At 65.2% G+C, this 22231-nt stretch carries 23 protein-coding genes; 9 read left to right on the top strand and 14 right to left on the bottom strand.

Features of this window, described 5'->3' with window-relative positions:
• Positions 1 to 21: 21 nt before the first annotated feature.
• From ilvC to OPC11_RS18290, 5 genes are all read right to left on the bottom strand, one after another.
• Positions 22 to 1083: a ketol-acid reductoisomerase gene (gene ilvC, locus OPC11_RS18270; RefSeq protein ID WP_264782883.1), complete on the bottom strand. Its 1062-nt coding sequence runs from the start codon at positions 1081 to 1083 to the stop codon at positions 22 to 24.
• Positions 1084 to 1094: 11 nt separating this feature from the next.
• Positions 1095 to 1814: an acetolactate synthase small subunit gene (gene ilvN / locus OPC11_RS18275; RefSeq protein WP_264782884.1), complete on the bottom strand. Its 720-nt coding sequence runs from the start codon at positions 1812 to 1814 to the stop codon at positions 1095 to 1097.
• A complete protein-coding gene (gene ilvB / locus OPC11_RS18280; protein WP_264782885.1) occupies positions 1811 to 3646 on the bottom strand; it encodes a biosynthetic-type acetolactate synthase large subunit in 1836 nt (611 codons plus the stop codon). The genes ilvN and ilvB overlap by 4 nt, the downstream gene beginning before the upstream one ends.
• Before the next feature lie 343 nt (positions 3647 to 3989).
• Complete coding sequence (locus OPC11_RS18285) at positions 3990 to 5132, bottom strand: 2-isopropylmalate synthase (RefSeq protein ID WP_264782938.1); 1143 nt, start codon at positions 5130 to 5132, stop codon at positions 3990 to 3992.
• A 274-nt stretch (positions 5133 to 5406) separates the two neighbouring features.
• On the bottom strand, positions 5407 to 6033 hold the full coding sequence (locus tag OPC11_RS18290; RefSeq protein WP_007981713.1) for a heme-binding protein: 627 nt from the start codon (positions 6031 to 6033) through the stop codon (positions 5407 to 5409).
• Between the two features lie 144 nt (positions 6034 to 6177).
• On the opposite strand from OPC11_RS18290, the gene OPC11_RS18295 reads away from it, so the two are divergent.
• Complete coding sequence (locus tag OPC11_RS18295; RefSeq protein WP_007981711.1) at positions 6178 to 6870, top strand: SDR family NAD(P)-dependent oxidoreductase; 693 nt, start codon at positions 6178 to 6180, stop codon at positions 6868 to 6870.
• 353 nt (positions 6871 to 7223) lie between these two features.
• Here OPC11_RS18295 and OPC11_RS18300 read toward each other — a convergent pair whose 3' ends face one another.
• Positions 7224 to 7484 (bottom strand): hypothetical protein, encoded by a 261-nt coding sequence (locus OPC11_RS18300; RefSeq protein ID WP_264782886.1) that lies wholly within the window; start codon positions 7482 to 7484, stop codon positions 7224 to 7226.
• A 108-nt stretch (positions 7485 to 7592) separates the two neighbouring features.
• On the opposite strand from OPC11_RS18300, the gene OPC11_RS18305 reads away from it, so the two are divergent.
• Positions 7593 to 7892, top strand: coding sequence for a hypothetical protein (locus tag OPC11_RS18305; RefSeq protein WP_264782887.1), 300 nt, complete (start codon positions 7593 to 7595; stop codon positions 7890 to 7892).
• Positions 7893 to 7896: 4 nt separating this feature from the next.
• On the opposite strand, the gene OPC11_RS18310 is transcribed toward OPC11_RS18305, so the two are convergent.
• Complete coding sequence (locus OPC11_RS18310; protein ID WP_007981703.1) at positions 7897 to 8199, bottom strand: HalOD1 output domain-containing protein; 303 nt, start codon at positions 8197 to 8199, stop codon at positions 7897 to 7899.
• A gap of 174 nt (positions 8200 to 8373) precedes the next feature.
• Here OPC11_RS18310 and OPC11_RS18315 point away from each other — a divergent pair, with 174 nt between their 5' ends.
• Positions 8374 to 8529: a hypothetical protein gene (locus tag OPC11_RS18315; protein ID WP_007981701.1), complete on the top strand. Its 156-nt coding sequence runs from the start codon at positions 8374 to 8376 to the stop codon at positions 8527 to 8529.
• A 33-nt stretch (positions 8530 to 8562) separates the two neighbouring features.
• On the opposite strand, the gene OPC11_RS18320 is transcribed toward OPC11_RS18315, so the two are convergent.
• Together OPC11_RS18320 and OPC11_RS18325 are read right to left on the bottom strand one after the other, a co-directional pair.
• Positions 8563 to 9453: a sulfurtransferase gene (locus tag OPC11_RS18320; RefSeq protein WP_264782888.1), complete on the bottom strand. Its 891-nt coding sequence runs from the start codon at positions 9451 to 9453 to the stop codon at positions 8563 to 8565.
• Between the two features lie 92 nt (positions 9454 to 9545).
• A complete protein-coding gene (locus tag OPC11_RS18325; RefSeq protein ID WP_264782889.1) occupies positions 9546 to 10259 on the bottom strand; it encodes a hypothetical protein in 714 nt (237 codons plus the stop codon).
• Positions 10260 to 10319: 60 nt separating this feature from the next.
• On the opposite strand from OPC11_RS18325, the gene OPC11_RS18330 reads away from it, so the two are divergent.
• The 3 genes from OPC11_RS18330 to OPC11_RS18340 are packed head-to-tail and all read left to right on the top strand — an operon-like array spanning position 10320 to position 13350.
• Positions 10320 to 11507 (top strand): ABC transporter substrate-binding protein, encoded by a 1188-nt coding sequence (locus tag OPC11_RS18330; RefSeq protein ID WP_264782890.1) that lies wholly within the window; start codon positions 10320 to 10322, stop codon positions 11505 to 11507.
• A 14-nt stretch (positions 11508 to 11521) separates the two neighbouring features.
• A complete protein-coding gene (locus OPC11_RS18335; protein WP_026177887.1) occupies positions 11522 to 12592 on the top strand; it encodes an iron ABC transporter permease in 1071 nt (356 codons plus the stop codon).
• Positions 12589 to 13350: an ABC transporter ATP-binding protein gene (locus OPC11_RS18340; RefSeq protein WP_264782891.1), complete on the top strand. Its 762-nt coding sequence runs from the start codon at positions 12589 to 12591 to the stop codon at positions 13348 to 13350. Before OPC11_RS18335 ends, OPC11_RS18340 begins: the two co-directional genes overlap by 4 nt.
• 32 nt (positions 13351 to 13382) lie before the next feature.
• On the opposite strand, the gene OPC11_RS18345 is transcribed toward OPC11_RS18340, so the two are convergent.
• The 3 genes from OPC11_RS18345 to OPC11_RS18355 all read right to left on the bottom strand — a co-directional run bounded on the left by OPC11_RS18345 (position 13383) and on the right by OPC11_RS18355 (position 15994).
• On the bottom strand, positions 13383 to 13919 hold the full coding sequence (locus OPC11_RS18345; protein WP_264782892.1) for a 20S proteasome subunit A/B: 537 nt from the start codon (positions 13917 to 13919) through the stop codon (positions 13383 to 13385).
• A 51-nt stretch (positions 13920 to 13970) separates the two neighbouring features.
• Positions 13971 to 15209, bottom strand: a complete 1239-nt coding sequence (locus OPC11_RS18350) for an MFS transporter (protein WP_264782893.1) — start codon at positions 15207 to 15209, stop codon at positions 13971 to 13973.
• A gap of 122 nt (positions 15210 to 15331) precedes the next feature.
• Positions 15332 to 15994 carry a helix-turn-helix domain-containing protein gene (locus OPC11_RS18355; RefSeq protein ID WP_264782894.1) on the bottom strand — a complete coding sequence of 221 codons (663 nt, stop codon included), beginning with the start codon at positions 15992 to 15994 and terminating at the stop codon, positions 15332 to 15334.
• Between the two features lie 90 nt (positions 15995 to 16084).
• On the opposite strand from OPC11_RS18355, the gene OPC11_RS18360 reads away from it, so the two are divergent.
• The 3 genes from OPC11_RS18360 to OPC11_RS18370 all read left to right on the top strand — a co-directional run bounded on the left by OPC11_RS18360 (position 16085) and on the right by OPC11_RS18370 (position 19269).
• The gene (locus OPC11_RS18360; RefSeq protein WP_264782895.1) at positions 16085 to 17437 is read left to right on the top strand and encodes a cytochrome P450; all 1353 of its coding nucleotides are present in this window, start codon (positions 16085 to 16087) and stop codon (positions 17435 to 17437) included.
• An 85-nt stretch (positions 17438 to 17522) separates the two neighbouring features.
• Positions 17523 to 18524, top strand: coding sequence for a M48 family metalloprotease (locus tag OPC11_RS18365; protein WP_018128972.1), 1002 nt, complete (start codon positions 17523 to 17525; stop codon positions 18522 to 18524).
• Between the two features lie 31 nt (positions 18525 to 18555).
• On the top strand, positions 18556 to 19269 hold the full coding sequence (locus tag OPC11_RS18370; RefSeq protein ID WP_264782896.1) for a TOBE domain-containing protein: 714 nt from the start codon (positions 18556 to 18558) through the stop codon (positions 19267 to 19269).
• 2 nt (positions 19270 to 19271) lie between these two features.
• Here the strand turns inward: OPC11_RS18370 and OPC11_RS18375 are convergent, their stop codons facing one another.
• On the bottom strand, positions 19272 to 20483 hold the full coding sequence (locus OPC11_RS18375) for a glycosyltransferase family 4 protein (RefSeq protein ID WP_007981681.1): 1212 nt from the start codon (positions 20481 to 20483) through the stop codon (positions 19272 to 19274).
• Positions 20484 to 20671: 188 nt separating this feature from the next.
• On the bottom strand, positions 20672 to 21850 hold the full coding sequence (locus tag OPC11_RS18380) for a hypothetical protein (protein WP_264782897.1): 1179 nt from the start codon (positions 21848 to 21850) through the stop codon (positions 20672 to 20674).
• Positions 21851 to 22231: the final 381 nt, after the last annotated feature.

The following is a 22231-nucleotide window of genomic DNA, read 5'->3' on the forward strand; positions in this document are numbered from 1 at the left end:
CGATGATCCTTCGGAACATCGCTAGTCATCTGCTGTCACCCGCTCTTGCTCTTTTTCTTCGGATTCCGATTCCTCGTCTTCCGTCTCCGACCACGCGAAGAGTTCCCGGAGGCGGTCCCCGACCTCCTCGATTTCGTGGTTCTTCTCGGCCTTTCGCTTCTGGCGGTACGACGGGCGTCCGGCCTGGTTCTCGACGATCCACTGCTGGGCGAACTCGCCGTTCTGCACCTCTTCGAGCACCTGCTCCATCTTCTCGCGGGCGTGGTCGTCCACGACGACCTCGCCGCGGGTCAGACCGCCGTACTCGGCCGTGTCGGAGACCGAATCCCACATCTCGCCGAGGCCGCCCTCGTACATCAGGTCCACGATGAGTTTCATCTCGTTCAGGCACTCGAAGTAGGCCATCTCGGGCGAGTAGCCCGCGTCCACGAGCGTCTCGTAGCCCGCCTTGATGAGTTCCGTGACGCCGCCACAGAGGACGGCCTGCTCGCCGAACAGGTCGGTTTCGGTCTCCTCTTGGAACGAGGTTTCGACCACGCCCGCGCGGGTGCAGCCGATGGCTTTGCCGTAGGCCAGCGCTTCCTCTTTCGCCTCGCCGCTCGCGTCCTGATAGACCGCGAGCAGGCCGGGTGTCCCTTCATCGGCCTGATAGTTTCGGCGGACGAGGTGGCCCGGCGACTTCGGCGCGATCATCGTCACGTCCACGTCTTCCGACGGTTCGATTTGGCCGTAGTGGATGTTGAAACCGTGCGCGAACTGCAGGGTGTCGCCGGGTTCGAGTTCGGACTCGATGTCGGCGTACACGGCGGGTTGCACGGTGTCCGGCACGAGCACCGAGACGACCTGCGCCTCGCTCGCGGCCTCCGTCGGCGTCGCAACTCGGAGTCCGTCGGCCTCCGCCGCTTTTCGGGACGAGGAACCTTCCCGCAGGCCGACCACGACGTCCACCCCGCTGTCCGCGAGGTTCTGGGCGTGGGCGTGGCCCTGACTGCCGTACCCGAGTACGGCCACCGTCTTGTCGTTCAGATAGCTGTCGTCCGCGTCGTCGTCGTAGTATATCGTCGCGTCGTATTGATCAGTCATTGTTGTAATCTTCAGTTTTCGGTCGTGTCGGTCGTCTCACTGTCCTCCGCGCTGTGGGGGTCTTCGGGCGGTTGAGTGGAGTGGCCCGGTTCCTCGCCGGGCGTCGTCGGCGTGTCGCCGCGGGCCAACGCGGTCTGGCCGGTTCGGGCGATTTCGATGATGCCGAACTGGCGGAAAGCGTCCACCGCGTCGTCGATTTTCTGCTGGTCGCCCGTTATCTGGACCGTGATGGTCCGCGGTCCGGCGTCGAGCGTTTGCCCCTCGTACATCTGGGTGATGGCGTGCACCTCGTCGGGGCTGTCGCCGCGGACCTTCAGGAGCACCAACTCGGCGCGGACGGCCGGGTCGTCCACTTCGCCCACCTGAATGACTGGCTTGAGCTTCGCCAGTTGTTTCTCCACCTGGTCGATGCCGGATTCCGTCTCCTCGACCACGAGCGTGATTCGCGCGTGGCCGTCCACCGTCGTCGGGCCGACGGTCAGGCTCTCGATGTTGAACCGTCGCCGGGAGAACAACCCGGAGACGCGCGAGAGGACGCCCGGTTCGTGTTCGACCAGCGCGGAGACGACGGCGGTTCGCCGTCGCGGTTCCGCCTCCGCTTCCGGGTCGATTCGGATGCCCTGTTCGTTCCGGCGACCGTCGGGATGCGGTCGGTCGTCGGGTGCGGTGCCGGGCATTCCTCCGGACGGGTTCTGCGCGGACTGGTCGTCCGTCGCGTCTTCCCCGCTCATAGTTGGTCCTCCGAGAGGGCGAATTTGCCGTTGGCACCGCCGCTCGGAACCATCGGATAGACGTTCGTGCCGGGGTCGACGTGGAAGTCGATGACCGACGGGCCGTCGTAGGCCAGCGCTTCCTCGATGGTGTCGGCCACCTCGTCGTAGTCGTCCACGGCGAAGCCCTTCGCGCCGAACGCTTCGGCCAGCTTGTCGAACTCGGGACACCAGTCGTACTCGGCGGCCATCCGCCGTCCCTCGAAGAAGGCGTCCTGCCACTGGCGAACCATCCCGATGTACTCGTTGTTCAGGATGACGACGGTGATGTCGAGGTTCTCCCGAACCGCCACGGAGAGTTCCTGCATCGTCATCTGGAAGGACCCGTCGCCGTCGATGCAGACGACCTGCTGGTCGTCGTCGGCCGCGAACCGAGCGCCGATTGCGGCGGGTAGACCGTAGCCCATCGTTCCCAGACCGTGACTGGACACCCACGTTCGCGGACTGCGGTACGTCCAGAACTGCGCGGCCCACATCTGGTGCTGGCCGACGCCGGTCGTGACGATGGCGTCGTCGTCCGTCGCCTCGTCCAGCGCCTCGACCACGAACTGCGGTTTCAGCGGTTCGTCTTCGGGCGTGTCGTAGGTCAGCGGGAACTCTTCCTTCCACGACGAGCACTGCTCGCGCCACGCGCCCCAGTCGTTCGTGTCCTCGGGCGACACTTCTGCATCGACTTGTTCGACGACCGTCCCCGCGTCGCCGATGAGCGGATAGTCCGCGTGGACGTTCTTCGAAATCTCGGCCGGGTCGATGTCGATGTGAACGACCTCCGCCTCGGGCGCGAAGGTGTCCACGCCGCCGGTCAATCGGTCGTCGAACCGGCAGCCGACGGCTATCAGCACGTCACAGTGCGTGATGGCCATGTTTGCGTAGCCGGTGCCGTGCATGCCCGCCCACGACAGACAGAGGTCGTGGTCCTCGGGCATCGACCCGATGGCGGGCATGGTCGTCACGACGGGAATGCCGTGCTCGGTGGCGAACTGCCGCGCCTCCTCGCACGCATCGCCCTTGACCACGCCGCCGCCGAACAGGAGCAACGGCTTCTCCGCGCCCTCGACGGCTCGCGCCGCGGCGACGACGGCATCGGACTCCGCTTCCGTTTGCGGCGAGTAGGTGTCCGGCGTTTCCGTGCGGCCGGGGTCGGCGTCGGTCTCGGCGAGCGTCGCGTCCTTCGGCAGATCCACGAGCGTCGGCCCGGGGCGGCCCGTCTCGGCGAGCGCGAACGCCTCGCCGACCATATCCCCGACCGTGTCCGCGTCGCCCGCGAAGTAGTTGTGCTTCGTGATGGGGGCCGTGACGCCCGTCGTGTCCGTCTCCTGGAAGGCGTCGGAGCCGACCATGCCGGAGGGGACTTGGCCCGTCAGGGCGACCATGGCGTCGGAGTCCATGTTGGCGTCGGCGATGCCGGTGACGAGGTTCGTCGCCCCCGGCCCGGACGTCGCCAGACAGATGCCCGGTTCGCCCTTGACGACGCCGTACGCATCCGCCGCGTGGGACGCGCCCTGTTCGTGGGCCATCGTCACGTGGTGGATGTCCGAGTCGAACAGCGCGTCGTAGACGGGCATGATGGCCCCGCCCTGCACGCCGAACATGGCTTCCACACCGGCGGCCTCCAGCGTCGAGACGAGCGACTGTGCGCCCGTTGTGGGTTCGTCCGCGGTCGGCTCGGTCGTCGCGTTCGGTTCGTTCGAATCGGCGACGGCCGATTCGGTCGGTTCCTCCGTGGGTTCCGTGGCGTTCGCTTCCCCCTCGTCCGCGTCGTGGGAAACGGGGTGGACCGTGCGTTCGCTCACGAATCCGCCACCTCGGTTCGGTCGGTGTTCGTCGGTCGATACTGGTCTGATTGCGGTCGTGTGCCTGTCATCGATATGCGCGTATGCGTCGTGCTGTTGGGTTGCGATTCGTTCCGGTTCGGTGGTGAGAAGAGGTGAGGGGTAGCTAGACCCCTACAATAATGCGTACGCGCTCCACGGCCGCAACGCTCGACGCTTGCGAACCGCGGGTCGAACGTCGTCGTGGCATCTGTGTTAACACCATTCGAGGTGCAACCGAAATAGCCCTTACGTGCCGGGCAATTCTTGCGCGGTCGGGGTGGCCGCGGCTCACGGTGGGTGGGAAAGCGGCGGAAGGCCATGGTTACGCGTTCGCCTCCTCGCTAGAATCGACGCCCAGTTCGCGGGCGAATCGTTGTACGTCGCTCACCGTCACGCGGTTTTTCTCCGCGCCGCGGTCTTTGACCCGGCGCGTAATCTGTCGGACCTCGGCGTCGGTCGGGGCGAACCCGGACTGACGGAGGTGTTTCCGTACCGCGTGGGTCCCGGTGTGTTTGCCGAGGACGAACTCGCGTCGCGCCCCGACCATCTCCGGTTTCATCACGCCCGTCTCGAACGTGTCGCTGTTCTCGATGACGCCCGCGGCGTGAATGCCGCTCTCGTGGGCGAACGCGTTTGCGCCCACGACCGGTTTGTTCACCGGAACGTCCACCGCGCTGTACTCCGCTATCGTGTCCGACAGCTCGGTGATGCGTTCCGTGTCGATTCCGGTATCGACGCCGTAGACGCTCTCGACGGCCATGACGACCTCCTCGAACGCCGCGTTTCCGGCGCGCTCGCCGATGCCGTTGACGCTGACTTGCACTTGGTCCGCGCCCGCCTCGACTCCGGCGATGGCGTTCGCGGTCGCCATGCCGAAGTCGTCGTGCGTGTGCACGTCGATGCGCGCGTCGGTGTGCTCTCGGACGTGGGACACCAAGTCGGCGAACCGACTCGGCGTGCCGACGCCGCAGGTGTCGGGGATGTTTATCCACTCGGCACCCGCCTCGCTGACGGCCTCGACGATTTCCGCCATGTAGTCGGGGTCCGTCCGCGTCGCGTCCATGGGCGAAAACATCGGAATCGCGCCCGCGTCGGCGACCCGTTCGACCGCTTTCACGGCACGGGCGGTCACGTCGTCGCGCGTCGTGTGCATCGAATCCTCTATCTGCACGTCGCTGGTCGATGCGAAGACGTGCACCATCTCCGCGCCGGTGTCCAGCGCGGTTTCCACGTCGCCGTCGACGATTCGTGCCAAGGCACAGGTCGTCGCGCGGGTGGACGCCGCGATGTCGCGGACGGCCTCGAACTCGGCGTCGCCGTTCGCCGGGAAGCCCGCCTCGATGACGTGGGTCCCCATCTCGTCCAGCGTCGCCGCGATGTCGCGTTTCTCGTCCGGCGTAAACGAGGTGCGCGGCGTCTGCTCCCCGTCGCGGAGCGTCGTGTCGAAAATTCGAACTGATTCAATCTCGTCGGTGTGGGCTAACGTGCCCTCGAAGAACTCGACCCCCCCTGTTAGGGGTCATGTCGTTGTGTGACATTGTACTCGGTTGAAGTGGCGACCTCCTATTTAAGCGTGGTGCTTAGACAGGTCGTTTCAAACGAACAGAATATCGAAAACCGCGAACGGTACGCCATAATCGCATGCCATCAACGGGGTAGTATGACCTTAAATACACTAAATTGGATGAGGGGTGATTTAATTCGGACAGGAGAGTTAGTTCGGCCGCTGCGCTTCGCCGCTACTCCAACTCCACAGCGATTTCGTTCCGGCGCATGAACGGCGGCGTCCACGGGTCGTCGTAGCGCAGGAGGAACGGGTCGCCCGTCGGCGTCAGGTTGTGCGCCGAGAGCGTGTCGAACAGCCGTCGTCGGTTATCGGCGACCCGCGCGTCCGTCGCGTACCACGAGAACGGGCGGACGGCGAGGGTTCGGGCTTCGATGGATTCGATGGTTACGGCCTCGTCTTCCGGTTCCGGCGCGCCCTCGGCGGTGTACTCGCCGGGGAGGAAGAACGCCATTTCCATCCTCCCGTCCGACGACTCGGACGCGACGGGTGCGGTCATGGCTATCTTCTCCCGTCCGGTCGAAACCGGCGCGGTCATCTCGATTTCGTCCCGCGAACGGTTGTTGCCCTGAATGTAGCGGAACAGCCGTTGGAAAGCTTCCCCCTGACTGTCCGCGGTCGTTTTGGCGACCACCGTATCGGGATACCGTCGAATCTCCACGCCATCGACGTGGAGGGCGGTCGTGTACGGCACTCGGTCGGTCGTCCGCCGGGTGTAGGCACCCCACCCGACCCACGCCGCACCGAGTGCGGCGGCGGTCCCGAGGGCGAGCGCGGCGGATTTCGTGATGTTTCGTGCCATCGTATCGCATACGACAGCGACCGGCAAGTAGCTACTCCCCCCGTCGTTTGGATTCGACGGGCAGAGTCGGAGGATGGGGCGGTTGGCGGGGTCAGTCGCGCATCCCGGCACAACACGAATGGCGATGGGCGGCGTGAAGCCCGTATGAACATCGACCTGTACGACTCGCTGGACGGGCAGGTCGCGCTCGTCACGGGCGCGAACCGCGGCATCGGCGAGGAGATAGCGACGCGACTCGCCGAATTCGGCGCGACGGTGTACGCCGGGGCGCGGGACCCGGACGCCGTGACGGCACCCGACCAGCGGGCGGTCCGTCTCGACGTGACCGAGGAGGAGACGATTCGGGGTGCCGTCGGGACGATTGCGGACGAAGCGGGGCGACTCGACGTGCTGGTCAACAACGCCGCGACGTACGGCCCGACGGGAAAACTTGACTCGCTCGACAGCGAGACTATCGAGACGACGCTTCGGACGAACCTTCACGGACCGATGCTCGTCACGAAACACGCGCTGTCGCTGCTGACTGTCCGCGATGGCGGCCGCGTCGTCACCCTTTCGAGCGGGTCCGGACAGTTCGACGGCGGCATCGACACCGGTCACCTCCCCTACGGCGTCTCGAAGGCGGGCGTCAACGCGTTCACCGACGCGCTTTCGACGCAGTACCCGAACCTCCTAGTCAACGCCGTCTGTCCCGGATGGGTGCGGACTGATATGGGTGGGTCCGGCGCGCCTCGGAGCGTCGAGAAAGGGGCCGAAACGCCGGTGTGGTTGGCGCGCTTCGAACCCGGAAACCCCAGCGGGAAACTGTGGCGGGACCGGAGCGTCATCGAGTGGTAGTGCGTCATCGAGTGGTTGTTGCGGTCGGTCGAGCGCGAGTGCTAGACACTCTCTCGGTTGCACAACGATTATTATATTAGCCAAAATACGTGATGATACACCCGGACCGACTCCGAGTGATCATCATGACCATTACCACCCAATCGCGCCCGATGCGCTCCGTTCTCTTCGAGAGCGGGGTGTCCGCGGTTGGGATTTCCGCGTGGAAGGGCCGGTATGGCTCTCCCAAAGGGAATCGTTCCCGCGGACGCGACGGGTGGTATGGTGTCGCCGATGGTCACCTTCGGTCCACACCCACGCTCGTCGCGTAAGGCGGACGCCGCTGCCAGCGACGGCGGGTGCTTTCTTCGATTTCACCGAATCGAGAGAGACCCCGTTCCGCGTGGGTTCGAGCCGCCATCGGCTCGGTTCACCTTCGTTTTCGTCCCGGCATCGGCGTTCGTTTTCGTGACGGCGTAGTGTCGGGTGTCATACAACTCACGGGCGTCGTGGCCGGAACGGGCACGCGTCCGCGAGCGTCCACGCCGTGGTTCGTCCTCGGACGAATCCCGTGAGAGGCGTCGCTGTCGAACGGTTCGAGTCGCCGTCGGCCGCACCGTCGCGCCTCGTCCCATATCGTCCCCGTTCCACCGCTCCCGTCGGGTAGTGGTCTACCCCACGCCGCGGCCCATCGGTTTCGATGGGTCGCGGATGACGACGCGTTCGAATCGCGCGGGAGCAGTATGCCACAGGCACTCCATGCAGTGACGGTCACTGCCGAAGTCACGGTGTTGGTCCCGCGAGGAACAGACGGCACCCTCACGATGGCGGCACGGGACGCGCTCGCGGCGATCGACCGGGTTCGGGACGTTCACGACGTCGCACACGCCGGATTCCGCCCCCGAGCCACGGACATCGAAGTCGATGTCGTCGCGGAACTGACGGTCGGCGAGGCGCGCGACCGTGAGGCCGTCGCGGGCGCTCTCCGGGAAGGGTTCGGCGTTCGAGCGGTCACCGTGACCGCGGTCGAAAAGGGACGGTAGACGGTCAGTGGAGTTCGACGACGCCGTAACCGCGGACGACGACGGTGTAACCGCCGTACTCGAACTCGACGCTCGTCGCGGTCGATGAGCGGCCGTCGTAGGTGGGTTCGAAGAAATCGTCCAGCGCGTCGGGGTCGATACGCTCGTAGAGGGGAACGATGTCCGTCAGACTCACGTCGTCCTGTTCTGAGATGGCGCGGATGACCGTCTCACTCACTCGCTCTCCCTCTCGGACGGTGAACTCTCGCGGCGGTTCGTTCGTCGGTACCGTCGGTTGTGGGGGTGCCAGTTGGTTTCCCGGAGACATAGTTCGGCTACTGTTTGGTGGCAACGACGGCATATAAAAACCTCACGAAATGAATTGGGGAATAATATATAAACTATATATTTTCGAAGTTGGCGTGACAGGACTGTTTCCCGATAGCTCAGAAAACCCACTATTTTGCATAGATATATACCGCATAGAATCGCCAAGATTAGTATGGAATCGGGATTAACCGACGAAGATTTCAGACAAATCAAACGATTCGCACAGACACCGCGCCACGAGCGAACGCCCGACCTCCTCTGTGACGTCGAGTCGCGGGAGTCGGAAACCGAAACGGAAGACGGACGGGACCAGAACCGAGAAGCGTAACGGAACGGAAAATCCCCGACCGAAACCGGGGGACTACCCTTTACTCGCCCGGCTCGCCGGGTCGTCGGTCTCGGCTTCGATGGGTGCTCGAATGAGGTTACCCCACTCGGTCCACGACCCGTCGTAGTTGCGCACGTCCTCGAAGCCCAGCAGTTCGTGGAGCGTAAACCACGTTATCGAGGAGCGCTCGCCGATACGACAGTAGGTGACGACGCCGCTGTCGCCCGTGATGTCGTACTCCTCGTACATCGCTTCGAGTTCCTCGCGGTCCTTGAACGTCCCGTCGTCGTTCAGGTTCTCGCTCCACGTGATGTTCGTCGCGCCGGGGATGTGACCCGCCCGCTGGGCGGTTTCAGGGCTCCCCTCCGGGGCGATTTTCTCGCCGCGATATTCGGCTTCCGACCGAACGTCGACGAGCGGCAAGTCGAGTTCTATCGCGTCCTCGACCCCTTCGCGGTAGATTCGAAGGTGGTCGAATGGGCCACCGGCCTCGTAGTCCGTCTCGGGGTACGTCGGTTCCTCGTCGGTCGTCGGATAGTCGTTTTCGAGCCAGTACTCCCGACCGCCGTCGAGCAGGTACACGTCGTCGTGGCCGTAGTATTTGAACTGCCAGTACGTGTAGGCCGCCCACTGGTTCGATTCGTCGCCGTAGAGGACGACCGTGCTGTCGTCGGCGATGCCTCGTTCGCCCATCATCTCGGCGAAATCGTCCTTCTTCAGGATATCGCGCTGGAACGAATCCTGTAGGTGCGGACCCCACCGAAACCCGATAGCGCCGGGGATGTGCGTCTCGGCGTAGGATTCGTCGTAGTCGATGTCCGCCTCCACGAGACGGTAGTCCGGGTCGTCGCTCCCGAACTCGTCGAGGTGCTCTTCGACCCACTCGGCCGTGACGAGAACGTCGTCCCGCGCGGTCTCTGACATACATCCGGACCGTCTCCTTATTTCCACTTAGGAATGACGGGCACGTTACCGCGCGATGGTACGTTCGACGCGTGGGTTCGACGCGTGGGCGGCTAGCCGATGACGTTCCGCGGTATCCACGTTCCGCGGTCGGTCCGCTCCATCGGGAGCACGGGGTCGCCGCCGCGGAGTTGCGGCCGAATCCAGTCGTGCGTTTCCACGGTTCCGTTCCGGACTTCCGTCCCGTCGTCCGCGACGGGCGTGATTCCCACGTCCCGAATCGCGTCCACCGCGACCGTTCCTTCGAACTCCCGGATGCCCTCGAACGCGATGAACCGGCCGGTGTCGCCGCCCCACGTCAGTCCGACCGCGGCGAGCGCGCCGATAACGCCGTCGCCGGTGCCGCCGTACTCGTCGAGAAAGAGTCCGACCTCCTCGGCCAGCGCGTACGCGTCGGCTTTCTCCAGCACGTCGTTCTGCGCCGATTCGCCGAATCGACGAACCGCATCGGTGACGTCCGCTCGGAACGCCACGCACAGTCCGGGGTCGGCGTTCGGAGCCTGCACGCTTTCGAGATAGTCACCGGTGAGCGCCGCCGCACCCTCGACCGACGGTTCGGCGGAACAGTCGAAGACGAGACACGCCGCGCTGTTGTGGGTCGTGTACGGGACGCGCGGGTCCACCAGCAGTTGTTGTCGAACGCTCCCGTACAGTTCGATGCCGTCGATTTCGTCGGCCAGTCGGGTCGCCAATCGCCGACTGACTTTCCCGGTGCCGAGTTCGCTGTCGAGGTCGTCGGTGTCGTCGATGGCGACCAGCAGTTGCATGGTCGTCCATCACACCCGGGTTCCTAACGATTATGGGTTCGCGGTGAGTTCGTTGTACCGATGGAGAAACAACGGTCGCGACGGCGGTTTTTGCGGCGGACGCTCCCCGGCACGCTCGGCGTGTCGCTGCTCGCGGGCTGTTCCGGGTCGAAGGGAACGGACACGACGACCTCGACCGACGCGGATAGCTCGAAAGGAACGACCACGACGAGCGACTCCGGGTCGGAAGACGCAGGCGGCGGCACGCGGACCGTGACGGACGCCGCCGGACGGGACGTGACCGTTCCGGCGAGCGTCGAGCGCGTCGTCGGGTTGGGGCCGGGTGCGCTCCGGTTCATCACGTATCTGGGCGCGACGGACCGCGTGGTCGGCGTCGAGCGACTGGAGACGAAGAACGAAAAGCGTCCGTTCAGGCCGTACGTTCTCGCCCGTCCCGAACTCCAGGAGCTCCCGTCCGTCGGGTCCCGGAAGAGTCCCGACCCGGAGTTGCTCCTCGAACGCGACCCGGACCTCGTCGTTCGGGCCTACGCGAGCGCGAAAAAGGCCGACGGCCTGCAGAACAAACTCGACACGCCGGTCGTCAGCATCAATCCGGGCGATTTGAACGACGCCCTCCGCCCCGACTTCTACGACTCGCTCCGACTCGTCGGCGAGGTGCTGAACGAGAAGAAACGCGCGGACGAACTCGTCTCGTACACGAAAGAGACGATTTCGGACCTGAACGGGCGGACGGCGGGCGTTTCGAACCCGCCGAAAACCTACGTCGGCTATCTCGGCCGCGGAAAACACGGCTTGCTGTACACGCAACCGGAGTACCCGCCGTTTTCCTTCGTCGGGACGAACAACGTCGCGCGCGACGTGACGGACGGGTTGAAGAAAAAGAAGGGTGCACCGCGCGTCACCATCGACGCGGAACAACTCATCAAGTGGGACCCCGAGTACGTCTTCGTGGATTTGGGGACCGAATCCTACGACGACCTCTCGAAATCGGAGTACGAATCCATCGCTGCCGTCGAGGAGGGCAACGTGTTCGGCGTCTTCCCGACGCGCGATTACTCCATCAACTTCGGGACGGCGCTGGCTGACGCCTACGCCGTCGGGACGGCCTGTTTCCCCGACCAGTTCGGCGACATCGACCCGGCGAAGAAGGCGGACGCCATCTACGAGCGGTTCGTCGGCGAGCCGGTGTACGACGAAGCGGCGGCGGCGTACGGCAACGGATTCGGTCGGATGAACGGCGGACAGTGAGGAACCGGTACGAGATGGAAGAATCGATCGAACCGGCGGTCCTCTCCCGGTACCGCAAACGGACGCGGAGAAAGCTCGCGTTCATCGTCGGCCTCGGCGTCGCGCTCGTCGTCGTGGCCGGGTACGCGCTCGTCTCCGGCCCGATTTCGGTGCCGCTCTCGGAACTGCCGTCGATACTCCTCGGGCGGTCGTCGGGCGTCCACGCGACCGTCATCTGGAACATCCGACTGCCGCGAATCGTCGCCGCGGTCGGCGCGGGCCTCGGCCTCGCCATCGCGGGTGCGGTCCTCCAGAGCGTGCTCCGGAATCCGTTGGCCTCGCCGTACACCCTCGGCATCTCGCAGGCGGCGTCGTTCGGCGCGGCGTTCGCCATCATCGTCCTCGGAACCGGAGCGGTGCGGGACAGCGGGACCACGGTGCTCCTGCACAATCCCTACACGACGACGGTCTGTGCGTTCCTCGCTTCGCTCGGGTCCACGGGGTTCGTCCTCGCCGTGGCGAAGTACAAGCGGGCGTCCGCCGAAACCCTGCTCCTGACCGGCATCGCGCTCGCGTCGCTGTTCACGGCCGGAACGACCGCGATGCAGTATTTCGCCACGAACGTCCAACTCGCCACGCTCGTCTTCTGGAAGTTCGGCGACGTGGGAAGCGCGACGTGGAAATCGAACGCCTTCCTCTGGCTTTGCGTCGTCCTCGCCACGCTCTACTTCGTGCGGAACGCGTGGGAGTACAACCTGCTCGACGCGGGCGACGAAACCGCTCGAAGCCTCGGCGTCAACGTCGAACGAACGCGCCTGTCCGGGATGGTGGTCGCGTCGTTCCTGACGGCCGTCGTCGTCTCGCTGTTCGGCATCATCGGCTTCGTCGGTCTCGTGGTACCGCACATCGTCCGGCGACTCGTCGGCGGCGACGAGCGATTCCTGATTCCCGCGTCCTGTCTCGGCGGGGGTGCCCTCCTCCTCGCGTCCGATACGGCGGCCCGGACGCTCCTCTCGCCCATCGTCCTGCCCGTCGGCATCATCACGTCCTTCATCGGCGTCCCGCTCTTCGTCTACCTCATCGTCAACGGGAGGGACCACTGGTGAGCATCGAACTGGACGGACTGGCGGTCGGATACGACGGGACGCCCGTCCTCGAAGACGTGACGCTCGGCGTCGAACCCGGCGAGGTCCTCGCCGTCCTCGGCCCGAACGGGGTCGGCAAGAGCACGCTCCTCAGGACGATGCTCGGCTTGCAGTCGCCGATTCGGGGGAGCGTCGCGCTCGACGGCGACTCGCTTTCCGACCTCTCCCGCGACGAAATCGCGCGGCGCGTTGGCTACGTGCCACAGCAGGAATCCACGACCGTCCCGTCCACCGTGTTCGACGCGGTGTTGATGGGAAGAAAGCCGTATCTCGATTGGCGGCCGACGGAGGAAGACAAGCGGCGCGTCGCGGCGGTGCTCGACTCGCTCGACATCACCGAGTTGGCGATGCGAAACCTCCACGAACTCAGCGGCGGGCAGCGCCAGAAAGTCATGCTCGCTCGCGCGCTGGCACAGGAACCGTCGTCGCTCGTCCTCGACGAACCGACGAGCGACCTGGACATCCGCCACGAACTCGACGTGCTCGAACTCGTCCGGCGGGTGAGTCGGGAGGGCAACGCCGTCGTCTACGCCATGCACGACATCAACCTCGCCGCGCGGTACGCGGACCGATTCCTGTTGGTGGCCGACGGCGGGGTGGTCGCTCTCGGCGATGGGTCCGTGCTGACGCCGGAGAACATCGAACGCGTGTTCGACGTTCCGGTTCGACTGGTCGAGGACGAAATCCCGATACTCGTTCCCGAACGCGGCCGGGACTGACTCTTTTTCGCCGATTGCCCGACTTCCCGCGCTCAGGCCGTCCCCTCGAATTGCAGGACGTCGATGTCACTTCCGGTGTCGGGGTCGCGCTCGGCGACGACCGAAAGCGTCTCCCGAGCGAGGGTTTCGGTGTCGTCCAGGCTCGCCTCCGCGTCGGCGTCTTCGAGGCGGCCGTAGGCGACGGAGGCACCGCTCCCGAGCGCGGTGGCGTCGGACGCCAACACGAGGCCGTCGCTTCCGATTTCGCGGAGGGCCGCGTTGCCGTCGGCGTCGTTCCCCGCGACCAGCCCATCGACGCCGATTTCGCCCGCGAGGTCGGCCGCCGTTCGCGCGATTCGGTCGATGTGAACGGGTTCGTCGCGTTCGAGGCGGTCCCCCCGAAGCTCGGAGTCGAAGCGTCGGTCGAACTCCTCGATGGCTCCGACGTCCCCCACGACCGCGGCGGCGGCGTCGTCGTAGTCGAACACACGTCGAACAGCGTCGGAGCGAACCGTGCCGCCGACGGTCGCTCGCCGGTCGCCCGCGAGAACGGCCCCGTCGTCGCATCTGATTCCAAGTACGGTTGCCATGGAGGAGCCACGCGACGGAGCGAAAAGAGGGTTATCGCCGTCCGGCCTGACTTACGCTCGGACGGCCGAGTGGCGACGGGTCCGGTAGACGCTCATCGACGCGATGGAGAGCGAGATGACGAGCGCGACGATGGCGCTGATGACGAACAAGGGGTAGTAGCCCGTCACCTCCGCCAATCCGGCGAACAGCACCGGCCCGGCGGCGCGACCGAGGAACGTCGTGCTGTTGCGCAGGCTCAAGGCCCCGCCGCGAAGTCCGGTCGACACGAGGTCGCTGATGGCGGCATCGACGGCGGGCATGGAGAGGCCGAGGCCAGCGCCCAACACGAGCATCGTCGCCGCGATGAAGACGGGCGAGGGGGCCAGCCACGCGCCGAACAGTCCGACCGCGTAGCAGGCGAATCCGGCGGCGATGAGGCCGTAGTTCGAGGTGTACTGGGCGAACCAGCCGTTCTTCGCGGAGACGACCACCGAGGAGATTTCGGTGACGGACAACACGAGTCCGATGGCGAACGCCGACATGCCGAAATCGCCCGCGAGGAGGAACGGCAGAATCGTGAGCACCGTGCCGAACAGCAGGAGTTCGGTCATGCACGCCGCACCGTAGCAGACGAGCGCGTCGGGGCCGCTCAGGACGCTCGCGGCGCGGCGGAGGTACGCGAAACCCTTCGAATCGCGTTCGTGGTCCGGCTCTTCGAGGTGTCGAACCGCGTAGAGCGCGAGCGGCAGGCCGAGCAGGTAGGCGACGTACGGCACGTTCCACGAGACGGTGGCGAGCGCCCCGCCGACGATGGGGAAGAGTCCGGCCCCCGCGGAGAGGACCGCGTTGTTCATCCCGAGGACAGTGTTCCGTTGGGTGCCCTCGAACGAATCCCCGATGAGCGTGACGGTGGTGATGAAGATGCCCGCCGCGGCGGTGCCGCCGATGGTCCTGAGCACCATCACGGCCTCGTAACTCGGCGCGACGGCGATGGCGCCGCCCGAGAGGCTGAAGGCGACGAGGCCCCAGATGAGGACGGCTCGCCGTCCGATTCGGTCGGCGAGCATGCCGATGAACGGCGACAGGAAGATACCCGTCAGGAAGTACGTGCTGATGAGCAGGCTCGCTTGCGCGTCGGTGATGCCGAAGGCGTCGCGGAACGCGGGGAGCGTCGGGCTGATGAGCGGCACGCCGAGCGGCGCGAGGAGCGTGGCCGCGAGCACGATCTGCACCGTCGGCAGTTGCCACGGCGACGTCGATTTCTCGTTCTCCTCCCGATTCCCCGGTGTGGATGGCTGTGACGATGGCATGGTCCCCCTATCCCGTGGTGCGTGCTACCACGCTATCTGAGACGCCGCGGAGGAAGTTAGCCACATCCCTTCCTTCCTGTGGCCTGTCGTGTCCCGTTCGTGTCTCGCCCGTGTCCCGACCATCAATCGACGTAGGTGCTGACCAACTTCGCTTCGATTCGCTGGAGGCGTTCGCTGACGGTGCCGGTCGTGAGGCCGAGTTCGTCCGCGAGTTCCCGATGGGTCGTCTCCCGCGGCACCTCGTAGTAGCCTTCCCGGACGGCGAGGTCGAACAACGTCTCCTGTCGCTCCGTGAGGATGGACGACAGTTTCCCCGTGTCGGGTTCGTACTCGCCCATCCGTTCGAGTCGGAGGGAGATTCCCTCGGGAATCTCCGCGGCCGCGCGGCGAATCGCCTCGCTGGTCCCCAGGACCGTGAGTTGTAGGCCGCGCTCGCTGTCCGTGTCGATGTACCGCATCGGCCAGTCGAGGACGATCTGCTGCTCGCGCAGGATGGTCAGGAGGTCGTCCACTAATCCAGTGGTTTGACAGTGGAGGTAGAGGACGCCACGGTCGCCCTCGCCCACGATATCGTATTCGACCGTTTCCGGCGAGTCGGCCAACAGCGCGCGCGCCACGTCGAGGTCGCCGTGCAGTTCGACGAACTCGACGTACCGGCCTTCGTACACCGGGCCGACGTACTGAATCGTTTCGATAGCCACGTCGTTCGTTCCCATCAGGAGGTCGTCGACGGGGTGGACGCTCACGTCCTCCCCCCACGTCAGGACGATGGTCGCGTACCGCATGTCGAGGTCGTAGTGCCCGACGGTATTTAAACACCCCTAGGATGATGGGAAACAGACATAGACGACCGGGACGACAACTATCGGGTAAGGATGAGTAGCGACACACCCCCCGCAACCGGAGAGACGCCGCCCGGACCGGACGGACTGCCGATAGTCGGAACCCGACTCGAATTTATCCGCGACCCGTTCGGCTTCATAACCAGAACCGCCAGCGAGTACGGTGACATCGCTCACTGGGAGGAACTCGACGGGCCGATGTATCAGCTCAACCACCCGGACTACATCGAGCAGGTCCTCGTCCAGAACAACCAGAACTACATCAAGGGCGAGGGCTTCCAACACATCCTCGGTCCCGTCCTCGGAAACGGTATCCTGAACAGCGAGGGTGCGGTGTGGCGGCGGAACCGCCACCTCATCCAGCCCGCGTTCCACCCCAAGGAGATACAGCGGTACTCGGAGATGATGACGGATTTCACCGAGGAGGCGCTCGAAACGTGGGAGGACGGTGAGACCCGACTCGTCCACGAGGACATGATGGAAGTGACGCTCAAAATCGTCGCTCGGGCGCTGTTCGGCGTCGATATCGAAGACGAGGTGGACACCATCGGGTCGGCGCTGGAGGAGTTCATGCTCGGCACCGAAAACCTCGCCAACTTCATTCTGCCGCCGAAGATTCCCACGCCGTCGCGGATGCGCATCAAGGACGCGCGGGAGAAACTCGATGGCGTCGTCTACCGGATGATTCGGGAGCGGCGCAACGACCCGGACGGCGAGGGCGTCATCTCGACGCTCCTCTCGGCCACCGACGAGCACGGAAACCCCATGAGCGACGAGCAGATTCGGGACGAGGTTGTCACGCTCCTCCTCGCCGGGCACGAGACGACGGCGCTCTCGCTGACGCTCACGATGTACGCCCTCGCCCAGTACCCCGAAGTGGAAACAAAACTCGTCGCCGAACTGGACGAGGTGCTCGACGGCGAGACGCCGACGATGGAAGACGTCTCCGAGCTGACCTACACCGAACAGGTCGTCAAGGAGTCCATGCGCCTGTACCCGCCGGTGCCGGGCATCGTCCGCGAAGCGACCAAACCCGACATCATCGGCGGCTACGAGATTCCGGCGGGCGCGACGGTGCAGATGAACCAGTGGGTGGTCCACCGCGACCCGCGCTGGTACGACGATCCGCTCGCCTTCCGCCCGGAGCGCTGGACCGACGAGTTCGAGAAGTCGCTCCCGAAACTCGCGTACTTCCCGTTCGCCGCGGGACCGCGGCGCTGTATCGGCGACCGCTTCGCCATGCTCGAAGCGCGCCTCCTGCTCGCCACCATCTACCAGCAGTTCCACATCGAACTCGCGCCCGAGGCCGAACTGGACCTGATGGCGACCATCACCGCCCGCCCGAAGAAGGAGATTCCGATGACGGTCCACCGCCGCTCGGACTGAGGACGGGGGTCGAGCGGGACGGACCTTCCAGACAGTTCAGCGAAATTGGAAAACGTACATGACCGTTCGCGTCGATTTTATTGCTATGACGTGGAAACCGGACAGGGGATTGCAGGTTCGGATGGTCGCCACGATGGGACTCATCGTCTGCTTCGCGGTCGCCATCCCGGTCACGGTCTGGTTCATCGCCACGCAAACCGCTCGGTTCGTCGCGCTGTTCACGGGGACGACGATGACCGTCGTTCTCGTCATGGGCGGGTTGGCAGGCGGATTGAGCGCGCTCGGATTCTACTGCATCGAGCGCTACGCGAACAGCGACCTGACGGACTACTCGGACGACGAGGACGCCGACCCGGTAGTCGCGGACGTTCCGGCGAACGTCGAGTCGCGCGCGACCAAAATCGCCAGCCAGCTGTCGGTGCCGCGGCCGGACATCGAGTGCCGAAGCTCGAACGTCCCGACGGCCTACACGACAGGCTATTCGCCCGAGAGCGCGACCATCGTCGTGACCACGGCGCTGCTCGATGCGCTCTCGCCCGACGAACTCGAAGCCGTCTTGGCACACGAGTTCGCCCACGTCCGCCACCGGGATTTCCTCGTCGTCACCCTCGCGTCGGTTCCCCTGCGAATCGCGTTGCGGGTGCGCCGATACGCCGACAAACACTGGGCGCTGGACGCGGAGCGGGGTGCCCACCCGCTCGTCGGGCTGTTTTTCGCCGCCTCGTTCGCGCTCTCGGCCGCGTTCAGTTTCGTCGGGCGGCTCCTCCTCGCGCTCCTGTCGCGGTACCGCGAACTCGCGGCCGACCGGGGCGCGGTTCGAATCACCGGGAATCCGGGGTCGCTCGCGTCGGCGCTCCGAACGCTGTACGACGCGACGGCCGCGCGACCCCCGACGGACATGCGGGACGCCTACGACATCCCGCCGGAGCGCGCCATCGTCCCGCTCTCAATCGCGACCGACGCGGAGGCGGCGGCGTCGGGGTCCGCCGACTCGCCGTGGCTGGCGACGCATCCGCCGCTCGAAACGCGCCTCGAACGACTGCACGCCGCGGCGGACGGGTTCGAAGCCGGGAGGTCGGAGAACTGATGTACCGCGGCGTGCGACGGGAGACGTGACGATGCACGACGGGACACCACGGGCGACGTTCGACGCACAACTCGTCGCCGACGACGTTGCCTTCGACGAGCGGGACGTCCGCCTGCTCCGCGCCATCGACGAACACGGATCGCTCAACGCGGCGGCAACCGCACTCGGCCGGTCGTACGCCCACGCACAGCGTCGAATCGTGACCTTGGAGGAGGGTTTCGGACCGCTCGTCCGCCGGGAACGCGGCGGGTCGTCCGGCGGTGGTAGCACGTTGACCGACGGAGCGCGCCGACTTCTCCAGCGGTTTCGGCGACTCACGGCGGAGTCCTCGGGGCTCGCCGAGGTGGACGAGACGGTGCTCGCCGGAACCGTCACCGAGCGGGACGGCGAGTTCGGCCTCGCGGAAACCGACGTGGGAATCGTCCGGGCGCTCGTTCCGGCGGACACCGACGCGGTGGAGGTCTGTATCCGCTCGGACGTGGTGACGCTGTACAGTTCGAACGCCGCGCCGACCGGCGACGCGACGAGCGCAAGAAACCAGTTTTCGGGGACGGTTCGGTCGGTCGAGGAGGGGGAGCGAATCGCCCGCGTCGCGGTCGACGTGGGCGGCGAGACGCCGTTACGGGCACTCGTCACGACCACGAGCGTCGAGCGGTTGGGGTTGGAATCCGGTGCGGACGTCGTCGCCTCGTTCAAGGCGACGGCGACGCGGGCGGTTCCGGCGCGGGCAGAATCCGACCCGTGAACTCAGTTACCGTCCACGATGTCGAAACACAGGTCCGCGAGCCGTTTCGAGGACTGTTCCCACGAATAGCGCTCCGCGACCGCCCTGCCTTGGGTCGCGAGGCGGGTCCGTAACTCGGCCGAATCGACGGCCGTCGCTATCGCGTCGGCGATGGCGTCCGGGGACTCCGGGGGGACGAGCAGGGCGGTTTCGCGGTCGATGGCGTACTCCGTGACGCCATCGACGGTCGTGGTGATGACGGGGGTGCCACACGCCATCGCCTCCATGTTGACCATGCCGAAGCTCTCGTAGTGGGAGGGCGAACACACCACGTCCGCGGCGGTGTAGTAGCCGGGGAGGTCGTCGTGCGGCACCGACCCGACGATGGTAACGGACGACTCCAACCCGTGCCGTTCGACGCTCCGTTCCACCGCCTCGCGGTCGCCGCGGCCGACGATGGACAGGTGTACGTCCTCGGTCCCCGCGCCGCGTCCCGCCGCGAGAGCGTCGATGAGGTCGAAGAGGCCCTTGGACTCCACGAACCGGCCGACGAACAACACCGACGGCGCGTCTCGCTCGAAGACGGGCGGCGCGTCGGGGTGGAACAGGTCGGTATCGACGCCGGGATAGACGATGCCATCCGGTTCGTGTCCCAACTCCTCGACGAACTCCGCGCTCGTCTGCACCGAATTCACTATCGAGTAACTGTCGGACAGCAACCCGTGTGCGGTCGTTCCCAAGCCGGTTCGCTCGAAGCCGTGGAAGACACGAACCACCGGCACGTCGAGGAGGTTCGAGAGGACGAGGTCGTCCAGATAGTTGTGGGTCACGAGCACGTCCAGCGTCTCGTTCATGTGCCGTATCGTCCCGTCGCGTATCGCGCCGAGGAGGGGAACGAGCGTCTCCGCGAGTCCGGGAAGCACGCGCGACGAGAGCGAATCGAGCGCGCCCGCCACCGACAGCGGGACGATTTCGGCGTCCGTCGTGCGCATCTTCGGCGTCAACTCACCGTTCTCCGTGTAGAGGTAGGCCGACTGGTGGGCGGACAGCGCGTCGAGGAGTTCCTGAACGTACATCACGACGCCGCCCGCGTCCCTCGTTCCGGCCTTCCGGTAGTACATGCCGATGCTCAACTCTTCCGCTCGCTCGTCCACCCGCCAACGCACGTCGCCGCTGTCGTGTTCCGTTTGCGGGGTTTCGACGCCGCGTTGGTGCAGTCGATTACCACTGCTCATTTACCTGCTCGACGGGTTAATTGCACTTTGTTATGCGTCGTTGGAACGACGTTCCCGCCGGAGTTCACGCCCCGAGACGTTCCCGTCCGGACGCGATGGCTCGCCGTGATTTCGTCAATGACCGCGTTCCGCGACGGTACGGCCCCCCTACGCGTCGAAAAATACGTTCCCACGTTTTCGGGTCGTTCTCAGCGGATGCCGAACAGCAACCGCCGGAGGCGATGGAAGTCGAAACAGTAGCGACGACCGTTGTAGGTGAAACAGTAGTCCGCCGAATCGGGCGCGGCGGCGGAGGCCGACGCGTGGTTCATCGTCGGGTCGCTCGGTTTGGCCTTTTTGTTTTTCTTGGCCTTCTTCGCCTTCTTGGCCTTCTTCGCCTTCTTGGCCTTCTTCTGCTTCTTCGTTTTCTTGGCCTTTTTGGCCTTCTTCCCGTTCTTCTCGCTCTGTTTCGCCTGTTCGGTCGTCTTCGCCTGCTTTCCCTTCCGTTTCTTCGGCGAACTGCTGCTAGTCGAGGTCGAACCGGTCGCGGCGTCCTTCGCCGTCGTGGGTGCGCCGGTCGGCGCTTCGTGCGAGGGGTTACTGCCGACGTTCGTCGTCTCGACGTTGCCGATGAGGCTACCCTTGACCTGCGAGTTCTTCACTTTGAACGTGGTGTGCGCCGCGACGAGCGCCGAGGCCGCGCCGTTCGTGTTCGAGTCAGTGCAGTCGATGTCGCAGTTTTCGAACGTCACCACGTCGCTTTCCGTCCCGTAGCCGTCGTAGACGCCGCGGGAGTTCACGACGCCGCCGTTTATCGGGTGGAGCGGGACGTCGTTCGTGTTGTAGATGACGGTGTTTTTCACCGTCGTGCCGTCCGTCGCGATGCGGAGGTGGCTGATGTTGTTGTTCTTCATGAGACAGCGGTCGAACGCCAGCGTTCCGCCGCCGCCGCTCGATTTCGCCGCGCCACCCGCGTAAATCGCGTTGCCGGTCCAGCCGTTCATCGTGACTTCGGTGATGTCGATGTGTCCCGCGAAGGACTTCGGAATCCCGATGGCGCCCTTGCGAACCATGTCGCCCGAAACGCCGTCACCGAGGTAGACGTGCTCGATGGTTCCGGTACCCGACGCCGTGATGAGGTTGGGATAGCCGCCGAGGTTCTTTCCCGGCGAGTGGGGGCCGCTCGTGTCGGCCTCGCCGGTGACCCCGACGTTGCGAATCGTCCAGTCGGAGCCGCTCGCGACGATGCGAACGTCCGCGCCCGACGCGCTGATATCGATGAGCTTGTTCTCGAAGGTCTCGCCGCTGCCGACGGTGAACTGCTTCGCCGTGTTCGCGGGAATCGTGATCGTTTCGTACTCTTTTGCCGCCGTGACGCCGGTCGCCATACCCGTACCAGCCGCGGCAACCGCAGCCGCACCGGTCAACTTCAGATACGAACGACGGTCGACGGAATCGCTATCCGCACGACTATCGTCTGCTGTCGTACTGCAATCGCGTGCCATGCGGTCTTCAATGCAAAGAGGCCGATTAATATTCTTTCGGTGTCGCGCTGTACGTATCAACCGATGTGAAGGTCACAACGAACTCCATGATTGTGTGAAAATATCATGACTATCCTTCACGTGGTGTGGTCGATGGCGGACCGGACCGTGCGGTTGAGGGCGATTACTCCGGCGTACGGTCCCTATAACAAAGCCACACGGACGCGTTGGTTGTCCAACCGTGACCCCGAGAATGCAAGGAGAACTCGACCGACCGCGAGTGAA

Origin of the sequence: Haladaptatus sp. T7, from assembly GCF_026008575.1 — an archaeon.
Classification (GTDB): Archaea; Halobacteriota; Halobacteria; order Halobacteriales; family Haladaptataceae; genus Haladaptatus; species Haladaptatus paucihalophilus.

Coding starts and splice junctions, on each gene's coding strand:
- OPC11_RS18370 (WP_264782896.1), top strand. CDS start 18,556: ATGCACGACGGGACACCACGGGCGACGTTCGACGCACAACTCGTCGCC.
- OPC11_RS18305 (WP_264782887.1), top strand. CDS start 7,593: ATGCCACAGGCACTCCATGCAGTGACGGTCACTGCCGAAGTCACGGTG.
- OPC11_RS18355 (WP_264782894.1), bottom strand. CDS start 15,994: ATGCGGTACGCGACCATCGTCCTGACGTGGGGGGAGGACGTGAGCGTC.
- ilvN (WP_264782884.1), bottom strand. CDS start 1,814: ATGAGCGGGGAAGACGCGACGGACGACCAGTCCGCGCAGAACCCGTCC.
- OPC11_RS18375 (WP_007981681.1), bottom strand. CDS start 20,483: ATGAGCAGTGGTAATCGACTGCACCAACGCGGCGTCGAAACCCCGCAA.
- OPC11_RS18360 (WP_264782895.1), top strand. CDS start 16,085: ATGAGTAGCGACACACCCCCCGCAACCGGAGAGACGCCGCCCGGACCG.
- ilvC (WP_264782883.1), bottom strand. CDS start 1,083: ATGACTGATCAATACGACGCGACGATATACTACGACGACGACGCGGAC.
- OPC11_RS18320 (WP_264782888.1), bottom strand. CDS start 9,453: ATGTCAGAGACCGCGCGGGACGACGTTCTCGTCACGGCCGAGTGGGTC.
- OPC11_RS18300 (WP_264782886.1), bottom strand. CDS start 7,484: ATGGGACGAGGCGCGACGGTGCGGCCGACGGCGACTCGAACCGTTCGA.
- OPC11_RS18295 (WP_007981711.1), top strand. CDS start 6,178: ATGAACATCGACCTGTACGACTCGCTGGACGGGCAGGTCGCGCTCGTC.
- OPC11_RS18380 (WP_264782897.1), bottom strand. CDS start 21,850: ATGGCGACCGGCGTCACGGCGGCAAAAGAGTACGAAACGATCACGATT.
- OPC11_RS18350 (WP_264782893.1), bottom strand. CDS start 15,209: ATGCCATCGTCACAGCCATCCACACCGGGGAATCGGGAGGAGAACGAG.
- OPC11_RS18365 (WP_018128972.1), top strand. CDS start 17,523: ATGACGTGGAAACCGGACAGGGGATTGCAGGTTCGGATGGTCGCCACG.
- OPC11_RS18325 (WP_264782889.1), bottom strand. CDS start 10,259: ATGCAACTGCTGGTCGCCATCGACGACACCGACGACCTCGACAGCGAA.
- OPC11_RS18290 (WP_007981713.1), bottom strand. CDS start 6,033: ATGGCACGAAACATCACGAAATCCGCCGCGCTCGCCCTCGGGACCGCC.
- OPC11_RS18335 (WP_026177887.1), top strand. CDS start 11,522: ATGGAAGAATCGATCGAACCGGCGGTCCTCTCCCGGTACCGCAAACGG.
- OPC11_RS18345 (WP_264782892.1), bottom strand. CDS start 13,919: ATGGCAACCGTACTTGGAATCAGATGCGACGACGGGGCCGTTCTCGCG.
- OPC11_RS18330 (WP_264782890.1), top strand. CDS start 10,320: ATGGAGAAACAACGGTCGCGACGGCGGTTTTTGCGGCGGACGCTCCCC.
- OPC11_RS18315 (WP_007981701.1), top strand. CDS start 8,374: ATGGAATCGGGATTAACCGACGAAGATTTCAGACAAATCAAACGATTC.
- OPC11_RS18310 (WP_007981703.1), bottom strand. CDS start 8,199: ATGTCTCCGGGAAACCAACTGGCACCCCCACAACCGACGGTACCGACG.